This is a genomic window from Mycobacterium sp. IS-2888, assembly GCF_001954215.1.
In the GTDB taxonomy this organism is placed as follows: Bacteria; Actinomycetota; Actinomycetes; order Mycobacteriales; family Mycobacteriaceae; genus Mycobacterium.
In genome coordinates this window covers 105,419-115,285 of record NZ_MBET01000065.1, presented here as the reverse complement: position 1 = coordinate 115,285, position 9,867 = coordinate 105,419, and the positions used below count along the sequence as shown (strand labels likewise).

Below are 9,867 nucleotides of genomic sequence, written 5' to 3'. Positions count from 1 at the left end.
CCCCCCCCCCCCCCCCCCCCCCCCCCCCCCCCCCCCCCCCCCCCCCCCCCCCCCCCCCCCCCCCCCCCCCCCCGCGCGGCCCCCCCCCCCCCCCCCCCCCCCCCCCCGCGCCCGCGCCCCCCCCCCCGGGGGGGGGGGGGGGGGGCCCCCCCGGGGGGGCGAACCCCCGGCCCCCCCGCGCCGGATCCGAGGGCGACGACCTCGACGTCACCCGGTGAGCTCGGCTTACGCAGCCGCACGCGTACCCGATCCAAGGTGCGTACCACCGGCAGGGTCCGCCGGCCGACGAGCTGGTGGGGGGTGAGGCGGGCGATGCGGCGCAGATCGGGGTGAACGTCGGTGTTCGGCACCGATCCAGTATCACCGACGCGGAACGCACCTTCCCCGCCGGCACCGTGAGCCCGCGGTAGTCGCCCGGACAATCCGCGGAAATCCCCCTGCAACACACGCGCCGTAGCTTCGGTCATAGGCCGATCGGGAGGCGGTATGGGATGTCTACCCAGCGGGGCCGGCGGAGGACGCACCGGCTGCGCACCTGAGCGGTGATCGCCGATGGCGCCGGCGCCGACGAAAACGCATTGCCCCTATTGCTCGTTGCAATGCGGGATGACCCTGGACGCGTCGGGGGGAGATGTGGCGCTTGCGCCACAAGAGGACTTCCCGACCAATCGCGGCGGGCTTTGTGCGAAAGGCTGGGCGGCGGCTGACCTCCTGGCGCATCCGGAACGGCTGACCACGCCGCTCGTTCGCGACGACCGCGATGCCCCGCTGCGACCGGCGAGCTGGAACGAGGCGCTGGAGCGAGTCGTCGCGGTGTTCCAGAAAACGCAGGCCGACCACGGTCGTGACGCGATAGGATGCTTCGGTGGCGGCGGCCTGACGAATGAAAAGGCTTATCAATTCGGCAAATTCGCGCGCGTCGCGTTGCGCACCTCCGCGATCGACTACAACGGCCGGTTCTGCATGTCATCGGCGGCTGCGGCGTCCAACCGCTCGTTCGGCATCGACCGGGGGTTACCGTTTCCGCTCGCCGACGTCGCGCGGGCCGATGTCATTCTGCTGGTCGGCGGCAACCCCGCCGAGACGATGCCGCCGGCGATGCAGTACTTCGACGAAGGACGGGCCCGCGGTGCCCGGCACATCGTCGTGGATCCGCGGCGCACGGCGACCGCCGACCACGCCGACCTTCACCTGCAGCCAGTCCCCGGAACCGACCTCGCCCTGGCCAACGGGATGCTCAACGTCATTGTCCGAGAAGGGCTTTTGGATCAGAAGTATCTAGCCGAACGAACCACGGGATTCGAGGCGGTGCGCCGCGCGGTTCGGTTGTACTGGCCCGACCGCGTGGAACGGATAACCGGCGTGCCCGAGAACGAGATCGTCGCCGCGGCGCGGATGCTGGCGAGCGCGCAACGGGCGATGATCCTGACCGCCCGCGGCGCCGAACAACACACTTCGGGCACCGACACCGTGCAGGCCTTCATCAACCTGGCCCTGGCATTGGGACTGCCGGGCCGTCCGTACAGCGGTTTCGCGACGATCACCGGTCAGGGCAACGGTCAGGGGGGCCGCGAACACGGTCAGAAATGCGACCAGCTGCCCGGCTACCGCAAACTCGACGACCCTGTCGCCCGAGCCCATGTCGCGCAGGTGTGGGGCGTCAACCCGGCCGAATTGCCGTCGTCCGGACTGTCGGCATACGAGATGCTCAGCGGCATCGGCTCACCCGGCGGTGTGCGCGCGCTGTGGGTGATGGCATCCAACGTCGCGGTCTCGGCGCCCAATGCGCTCCATGTCGCCGACAAGCTCAAGGAGCTGGAATTCCTCGTCGTCTCCGACTTTTTTCTGTCCGAGACGGCCTCGATGGCCGACGTGGTGTTGCCCACCACGCAATGGGCCGAAGAGACAGGAACCATGACCAACCTGGAGGGCCGGGTGGTCCTGCGTCGCGGCGCGGTGCGGGCGCCCGACGAGGTCCGCACCGACCTCGACGTGATGGCCGACCTGGCCAAGCGGCTAGGGGTACACGGGTTTTCGGCCGATGCCGAGGAGGTGTTCGACGAGCTGACCCGGGCAAGCGCGGGCGGTAAGGCCGACTACCGCGGCATCAGCTACCGGCGGATCGAGGCCGAACACGGGGTGTTCTGGCCCTGCCCGTCCGCCCGGTACGAGGCCACCCAACGAATGTTCGCGGAGGATTTCCCGACACAAGACCGGCGGGCCCACTTCCATCCTGTCGAGCAACCCGCGGCCGCCGAACTGCCGGACGACGAATTCCCCTACTACCTGACGACCGGCCGCACCTTGCGGCAGTACCAGTCCGGGACCCAAACGCGCAGGGTCGCAGCGCTTTCCGAGGCGGATCCGGAGCCGGTGGCCGAGATACACCCGACGCTGGGCCAACGGCTCGGTGTCCGCGGCGGCGACAAGGTCCGGCTGCGCACCCGCCGCGGCGAGGTCGTGATGACCGTGCGCCTGGCCCGCGGGATGCGCCCGGACACCGTGTTCGCACCGTTCCACTGGGGCGGTGCGGCGAGCATCAATCGGCTGACGAATCCGGTCCTTGACCCGCATTCGCGGATGCCGTCTTTCAAGGTCTGCGCGGTCGCGGTGACCCGCGCGGAAACCACCGATTGCCCGGAGGGAGAGGTAACGCATGAGTGATGGCAGCAACCCCCGATTCCTGCAGGGGGCGTTCACGTTCGACGGCAAGGGATACGATTCGCCGTCCCTGCTCGATGCGTCCCTGCGCTACGTCGTGCCGGCCGGGGCGATCACCCAGCCGGTATACTTTCGCGGCGGCAACAGCACCGACGAGCTGGTGACCATTGTCGTGATGCGTGACGGCACCCCCATGCGGTACTTCCCCGTGGGTGCCAAAGACGCTGTGCACGTACCGCTTCGGGTCGTCGAAGACCTGATCGCCGACACCGTCATCGAGGTGTTCGTCGCGGCCCCCGACGGACTGAGCGGCACGGTCTTCATCGATATCGGCTTGGTCGAAGTCTGAGTCGCCATGACTACATTGGTCCAACCCGAAACGAATGGCCACAGCGCGGCCGCGCTGGCCAGGCTGGTGGTGGTCGGCAACGGCATGGCGGGCGCCCGCGCGATCGAAGAGGTCCTCGCGCGCGGTGGCAACGAGCGGTTTGCCATCACTGTCTTCGGTGACGAACCGTACGGGAATTACAACCGAATTCTGTTGTCCAACGTGCTCGCCGGGTCCGACGACGCGGGCGAAATCTACCTCAATCCGCTGGACTGGTACGCGCAGAACAACATCGAACTGCGCGCCGGGGTGCGGGTGGTGCGGATCGATCGCTTCGCACACCTGGTGTACGCCGACGACGGCAGTACGGTCCGCTACGACAAGCTGATTCTGGCCACCGGTAGCCGGTCATTCTTCCCCCCGGTCGACGGCATCTGGCAGGACGACAAGACGTTGGCCCGCGGCGTTTTCGGGTTCCGCAGCCTCGACGATTGCGCGGCCATGATCGAATTCGCCAAGGGGCGAAGCAAAGCCGTCGTCATCGGTGGTGGACTGTTGGGACTGGAAGCCGCACGGGGACTGCAGAATCGGGGGCTGCACGTCGGTGTCGTACAGGGCGGCCCCACCTTGATGAACGCACAACTCGACGACCAGGGCAGCGCCATCCTGCGCCGCCTGGTGGAGGAGCTGGGCATCGAGGTGCACACCGGCAAGAGGACGACCAGGATGCTCACCCTGGACGGCCTGCCGTCGGCGATCGAATTTGCCGACGGCACCCAGTTGCCCTGCGACATGGTGGTGTTGGCCGCGGGCATCCGGCCCAATGTCGGGCTGGCGCAGCGCGCCGGGCTCACCGTGGAACGCGCCATCGTCGTCGACGACCAGATGCGATCGGTCGACGACGACGACATCTACGTCGTCGGCGAGTGCGCCCAGCACCGCGGGCAGGTTTACGGGCTTGTCGCGCCACTGTGGGAACAGGCGAGCGTGCTCGCCGATCATCTGACCAGCGCCAATCCCCATGCGGCGTATCACGGCTCACGCACGGCGACGAAGCTGAAGGTCGCCGGTGTCGATGTGGCGGCGATGGGCCTGAAGGGTCCTGAGCGCGACGACGACGAATTCGTGCAGTATTGCGAACCCAAGCACGGCGTGTACAAAACCGTGGTGGTGCGCGACGACAAGCTGATCGGCGCCACCCTGGTCGGCGACGTCAGCAAGGTGGCCTTCTTGATGCAGGCCTTCGACCGCGGTCTTCCGCTTCCGCCCGAACGGGTCTCGCTGATGTTCGACATCGGCACACCCGACGTTGCCACCGGTGCCGCGGAATTGGCGGATGACGCACAGGTGTGCAACTGCAACGGGGTGAGCAAGGCCGCCATCGTCTCCTGCGTCAGGGATGGCCAGACGTCGCTCGCGGGCGTGATGTCGGCGACGCGGGCGGGCAAGGGCTGCGGCTCGTGCAAGGGCCTCGTGGCCCAGGTCGTCGAGTGGGCGGCCTCCGAGGCCGGCGCCGCGATTTCCGAAGACGCCGCGGCCAATTGGTACGTGCCCGGCGTCCCCTATGAAAAGCCCGAGCTGATGCGGCTGATCCGCGAGCTGGAATTGCACTCGGTGTCGTCGGTGTTCGCCGCGCTGGCGCCCGAAGGCCGCGACGACGCCGCCTCGAAGATGGCGCTGGCCTCGCTGTTGCACATGATGTGGGGCGACGAGTTCATCGACGAGCGCGACAGCCGCTACATCAACGACCGGGTGCACGCCAACATCCAGCGGGACGGCACCTTCTCGGTGGTGCCGCAACTCAAGGGCGGGGTGACGAGCTCCGACCAGCTACGCAAGATCGCCGACGTCGCCGACAAATACCAGATTCCGATGATCAAACTCACGGGCGGCCAGCGAATCGATTTGCTTGGCGTGCGCAAGGAAGACCTTCCGGCGGTGTGGGCCGATCTCGGGATGCCGTCCGGCTACGCGTACGGCAAGAGCTTCCGAACCGTGAAAACCTGTGTGGGGAGCGACTTCTGCCGCTACGGGTTGGGCGACTCGACGGCGCTCGGCATTGCGATCGAAGATCGGTTCCAGGGCCTGCCCAGTCCCGCGAAGATGAAGCTGGCGGTGACGGGGTGTCCGCGCAACTGCGCCGAGGCGCTGTGCAAGGACGTCGGCGTCGTCGCGATCGAGGGCGGGCAATGGCAGATCTACGTGGGCGGCGCCGCCGGCTCACACGTCCGCAAGGGCGATCTGCTGACAACCGTGGACACTCCGGACGAGGTCATCGGGCTGACGGGGCGGTTCCTGCAGTACTACCGGGAAAACGCCAATTGGCTGGAACGCACCTACGACTTCGTGCCGCGGCTGGGCATCGAACGGATCCGTGCGGTCGTGGTGCAGGACAGCGAGCGCATCGGCGCCGACCTCGATGCGCGCATGCAGAAGTCGGTGGAGTCGTACCGCGATCCGTGGAGCGAGAGCCGAAATCCCGCTGCATCGACGAACTTTCGAACTTCGCTGCCGCTGATCCCGCTGCCCCAGGTGCCGGTCAGATGAAATCCATCGCGCTGGGCTCCATCGACGACATCCCCGTGGGCGAGGGCCGCGCCTACGCGATCGACGGGCGCCAAATCGCGGTCTTCCGCCGGCGCGACGGCTCGCTGCGCGCGCTCGACGCGGTATGTCCGCACCGCGGGGGCCCCCTGGCCGACGGCCTGATCGACACCCGGGTGGTTGTCTGTCCGCTGCACGGCTTCACCTACGACCTGGAAACCGGATGCGAGGTCGCCAACGAAGGCGTGCCGGTGACCGCCTATCCCGTGCACGCCGACAGCGCTGGGACGATCCGGCTGCACCTGGGCGGCGAGGCGCATCGACCGCGCCGCAACGGCGCGGCTTCTCACCCGGCTTAGGGTCGCCCGGGCGGCATACGCCGTCGCCCACGACTACTTTTCTGAGCTACCCCACCCATCCGCGCCTGCGTCGGCACCGAATCACTCGTGGATTAGCCGAGCCGAGATCCGGGTATCGATCCGGGTGATCGAAATGCTGGCGTGTCCCGCGGACATCAGCATGTCGGCGATTCGGGTTTGCAACGCCCCGGGGTCGGGGCGCGTCCGGGCGGCGCGGTCGGGCGCGATGCGAGAGGCGTGAAATGCTGGGCCATCTCTACGATCGGGCGCTCGACGGCGAGCGATGTTGGATTCGGCACGACGACGGCGAGGTGCGTCCGCTACCGGCGCACCGCTGGCTGGGGGCCCGTGCACCCGATGCTGCCTGCGTCGATGAGGTGTTCGACGAAGAAGTCACGCAGATGTGCATCGGGCCGACCATCGAGCTCGGGTGCGGGCCCGGCCGGCTGGTCGCGCGCCTCATCCGCCGGGGCGTCCCCGCGCTCGGCATCGACCGGTCGGCGACCGCGATCCGCCTTGCCGGTCGCGGCGGTGCGGCCGCGCTGCTGGGCGATGTGTTCGAGCCGCTGCCCTGGATGGGCCGATGGCAGACGGTCCTGCTGGTCGACGGCAACGTCGGCCTCGGCGGCGACCCGCGCCGAATACTGTGCCGCGCGGCCGAGCTGTTGGGCCGCGGCGGCCGATGCGTGGCCGAGTTCGACCGCGAAGCCATCGGCATCCGGTCGCGCTGGGTGCGGCTGGAGTCGGCGCACGATGTCGGGCCGTGGTTTCGGTGGGCGTCGGTCGGGGTGGACAGCGCCGCCGCGCTGGCCGCGCAGGTGGGTTTGACGTTGACCGGCGTCCGCATGGTCGGCGGCCGGGTGGTTGCGAGCCTGGCGGCGATGTGAACGGGCCAGGCCGTCTGCCGAGGTTCCGAAGCCCGCTGCGCGGCCCGTGGTTGACGTCGGTGTTCGGGCTGGTGCTGTTGGTGACCCTGCCGATCGTCATCCTCACCGGGCTGCTCTCCTACATCGCCTACGGGCCGCGGCTCGGCCAGGCGATCCCCGCCGACGTCGGCTGGCTGCGCCTGCCCATGTTCGACTGGCCGACGCGCCCATCGTGGTTGTACCGGCTGACCCAGGGACTGCACGTCGGGCTCGGCCTGGTGCTCATCCCGGTGGTGCTGGCCAAGCTTTGGTCGGTGATCCCGAGGCTGTTCGATTTTCCGCCGTTCCGATCGATAGCCCAAGCGCTGGAACGGATTTCGTTGCTGATGCTGGTCGGCGGGATACTCTTTGAGATCGTCACCGGAGTGCTCAACATCCAGTACGACTACATCTTCGGGTTCAGCTTCTACGACGCCCACTACTTCGGGGCGTGGGTGTTCATCGCAGGCTTCGCCATGCACATCACGCTGAAGATCCCCCGCATGGTGTCGGGGTTGCGGTCGCTGCCGCTGCGGGAGGTGTTGCGCACCAACCGAAGTGACACCCGCCCACAACCGCCCGATCCCGACGGGCTGGTGGCCGCCGATCCGGCCGAACCGACGATGAGCCGCCGCGGCGCGCTGGCGCTGGTCGGCTCCGGCGTGGCGCTGATCGCCATGCTGACGGCGGGCCAAACCCTCGGCGGCGCCGCCCGCGGCGTTGCCCTGTTGGTGCCGCGGGGCCGCGGCCGCGATTTCCCGGTCAACAAGACCGCCGTCGCCGCGGGCATCAGCCCGGAGAGCGTCGGCGCGGGCTGGCGATTGATGCTGCGGGCCGGCGCCTCGGTGGTGATGCTGGACCGTGCCACGCTGGCCGGCATGCCACAAACCAGCGCGCGGCTGCCGATCGCCTGCGTCGAAGGGTGGTCGACCGTGCAGACCTGGAGCGGCGTGCGGCTGGCCGATCTGGCCCGGGTCGCCGGCGCACCCGCACCGCGCTCGGCGCTGGTGGTATCGCTGCAGCGGGGCGGTGCGTTCGGCGCGGCGACGTTGCAGGCCAACCAGATTCGCGATCCCGAAGCGCTGCTGGCGCTGCGGGTGAACGGCGCCGACCTGACGTTGGACCACGGCTACCCGGCGCGGATCATCGTCCCCGCCCTGCCCGGCGTGCACAACACCAAGTGGGTGGCGTCCATCGAATTCTTGCAGGATTGAGATGTCGCGATTCACAACACGTTTCAGCGCGATCTATGGTTCCCATCCGCTGCATCTGCTGACGATGGTGTCCGGTTTCGCGCTGCTGGGTTACATCCTGATCACCTTCAACCCGGCGACGCTGTGGAACGCCGGCACCTGGTGGCAGTCGATAGCCGTGTGGTTCGCCGCCGCCGTCGTCGCTCACGACTTGGTGCTGTATCCGCTGTACGCACTGGCCGACCGGGTCATCACGGCGCGCTCCAGCCGGCGGCGGGGACACCCGAAAGTACTGGCCCGCAACTACATTCGGGTGCCAGCGCTGGGAGCGGGCCTGACACTGCTCGTTTTCCTGCCGGGCATCATCGAACAGGGCGGGCCCACCTACCAGGCAGCGACCGGGGAGACCCAGCAGCCGTTCCTGGGCCGATGGCTGCTGCTCACCGCGGCCATGTTCGCCGTCAGCGCGGCCGGCTACGCCGCGCGGCTTGGCGCGGCGCGGCGCCGGCCCAGCGTACAGAAAACACCCGAATCACCGTCAACAGCGCAGACGTCGGCGTCAGCAACCCCGTCAGACGGCGATTTCGGGCCCACATGACACGGCTGACGGATTCTTGGTTTCCGGTGAGCCGGCAGGGGTACAGTGCCCTACATGACGGCGCGGGTCCCGAGCATGACATGTATGAAATGGTTGCTACGAGCCCGGCCCGGCGACTACATGCTGGCGTTAAGCGTCGCCGGAGCTTCGCTACCGGTCATCGGTAAGCACCTCGAGCCCCTGGGCGGCATGACCGCCATGGGCGTGTGGGGTGCCCGCCACGCACCGAACGCGATATCCGCCATGAAAAGGGATTGGCTGACACCGGGCATCAACGACGAGCGCCGGCGGGATCGGGCGAGCACGCACCAGGTCTCGATCGCTGCCTTGCGAGGGGTGGTGTCAGCCGCGGAGCTGGAAACCGAGTGGCCCGCGGCGGAGCGGACGCCCCCGATCTGGGAGGCCCTGCGCCAACGCCGCTATCTCTACCGCCGTGCGGTCCACTACGGCGACCACCCCGCGCAGGTGCTCGATGTGTGGCGCCGCAAGGACCTGCCGGCGCAACCCGCGCCGGTGCTGATCTTCGTCCCGGGCGGCGCCTGGGTCCACGGCCGCAGCGTCCTGCAGGGGTCCGCCCTGATGTCGCGATTGGCCGAGCAGGGGTGGGTGTGCCTCGCGATCGACTACCGCGTCGCCCCGCTGCACCGCTGGCCGCGCCACATCACCGACGTCAAGACCGCCATCGCGTGGGCGCGCGCCAACGTCGACAAGTTCGGCGGTGACCGCAATTTCGTTGCGGTGGCCGGTTGTTCGGCCGGCGGGCACCTGTCCGCGCTGGCCGGACTCACCCCCGACGATCCCCAACTTCAGGCGAGGTTGCCCGAGGGCTCCGACAGCTCGGTGGACGCGGTGGTCGGGATCTATGGCCGCTACGACTGGGAGGACCGTTCGACTCCCGAGCGGGACCACTTCGTCGATTTCCTGGAGCGGGTGGTGGTCAAGAAGACGATCGCGCGTCATCCCGAGGTGTTCCGCGACGCGTCGCCGATCGCGCGGGTGCATCGAAACGCTCCGCCGTTCTTGGTGATTCACGGCAGCAAGGACAGCGTCATCCCCGTCGAGCAGGCGCGCGCCTTCGTCGAGCGGCTGCGGACCGTCTCGCATTCGATGGTCGGTTACCTGGAGTTGCCCGGGGCGGGCCACGGCTTCGACCTCATCGACGGTGAGCGGGCGGGCGTGGCGGCCCACGCGACATCGCTGTTCCTCAATCAGGTCTACCGCGCCAAGACAATCGGTGCCAAAGAGGTTATCTGAGCTCCTCCCGCTGAGTAGGGTCCCC

The 9,867-nt window shown here is 68.6% G+C and carries 8 protein-coding genes; all 8 read left to right on the top strand.

The genetic code is table 11. The features are described from left to right. Positions 1-552 precede the first annotated feature (552 nt). The 8 genes from A5745_RS11415 (at position 553) to A5745_RS11380 (ending at position 9,842) form a co-directional block, all read left to right on the top strand. Positions 553-2,664 carry a molybdopterin oxidoreductase family protein gene (locus A5745_RS11415; RefSeq protein ID WP_076116092.1) on the top strand — a complete coding sequence of 704 codons (2,112 nt, stop codon included), beginning with the start codon at positions 553-555 and terminating at the stop codon, positions 2,662-2,664. Then, positions 2,657-3,010 (top strand): molybdopterin oxidoreductase, encoded by a 354-nt coding sequence (locus A5745_RS24675; RefSeq protein ID WP_076058206.1) that lies wholly within the window; start codon positions 2,657-2,659, stop codon positions 3,008-3,010. The genes A5745_RS11415 and A5745_RS24675 overlap by 8 nt, the downstream gene beginning before the upstream one ends. A gap of 6 nt (positions 3,011-3,016) precedes the next feature. Next, on the top strand, positions 3,017-5,536 hold the full coding sequence (gene nirB / locus A5745_RS11405; protein ID WP_076116091.1) for a nitrite reductase large subunit NirB: 2,520 nt from the start codon (positions 3,017-3,019) through the stop codon (positions 5,534-5,536). Further along, entirely contained in the window at positions 5,533-5,892 is a 360-nt protein-coding gene (locus A5745_RS11400; RefSeq protein WP_076058209.1) for a Rieske 2Fe-2S domain-containing protein, read from the top strand. The genes nirB and A5745_RS11400 overlap by 4 nt, the downstream gene beginning before the upstream one ends. Positions 5,893-6,134: 242 nt before the next feature. After that, the gene (locus A5745_RS24345; RefSeq protein WP_076116090.1) at positions 6,135-6,779 is read left to right on the top strand and encodes a class I SAM-dependent methyltransferase; all 645 of its coding nucleotides are present in this window, start codon (positions 6,135-6,137) and stop codon (positions 6,777-6,779) included. Then, a complete protein-coding gene (locus A5745_RS11390) occupies positions 6,776-8,011 on the top strand; it encodes a molybdopterin-dependent oxidoreductase (RefSeq protein ID WP_076058213.1) in 1,236 nt (411 codons plus the stop codon). The genes A5745_RS24345 and A5745_RS11390 overlap by 4 nt, the downstream gene beginning before the upstream one ends. A 1-nt stretch (position 8,012) precedes the next feature. After that, positions 8,013-8,588 carry a hypothetical protein gene (locus tag A5745_RS11385; protein WP_076058215.1) on the top strand — a complete coding sequence of 192 codons (576 nt, stop codon included), beginning with the start codon at positions 8,013-8,015 and terminating at the stop codon, positions 8,586-8,588. Positions 8,589-8,642: 54 nt separating this feature from the next. Continuing rightward, positions 8,643-9,842, top strand: a complete 1,200-nt coding sequence (locus A5745_RS11380) for an alpha/beta hydrolase (RefSeq protein ID WP_170874409.1) — start codon at positions 8,643-8,645, stop codon at positions 9,840-9,842. Positions 9,843-9,867: the final 25 nt, after the last annotated feature.

Bases quoted from the DNA above. Each gene is read 5' to 3' on its own strand.
- A5745_RS11385 (WP_076058215.1), top strand. From the start codon at position 8,013: ATGTCGCGATTCACAACACGTTTCAGCGCGATCTATGGTTCCCATCCG.
- A5745_RS24675 (WP_076058206.1), top strand. From the start codon at position 2,657: ATGAGTGATGGCAGCAACCCCCGATTCCTGCAGGGGGCGTTCACGTTC.
- nirB (WP_076116091.1), top strand. From the start codon at position 3,017: ATGACTACATTGGTCCAACCCGAAACGAATGGCCACAGCGCGGCCGCG.
- A5745_RS11400 (WP_076058209.1), top strand. From the start codon at position 5,533: ATGAAATCCATCGCGCTGGGCTCCATCGACGACATCCCCGTGGGCGAG.
- A5745_RS11415 (WP_076116092.1), top strand. From the start codon at position 553: ATGGCGCCGGCGCCGACGAAAACGCATTGCCCCTATTGCTCGTTGCAA.
- A5745_RS24345 (WP_076116090.1), top strand. From the start codon at position 6,135: ATGCTGGGCCATCTCTACGATCGGGCGCTCGACGGCGAGCGATGTTGG.
- A5745_RS11380 (WP_170874409.1), top strand. From the start codon at position 8,643: ATGACGGCGCGGGTCCCGAGCATGACATGTATGAAATGGTTGCTACGA.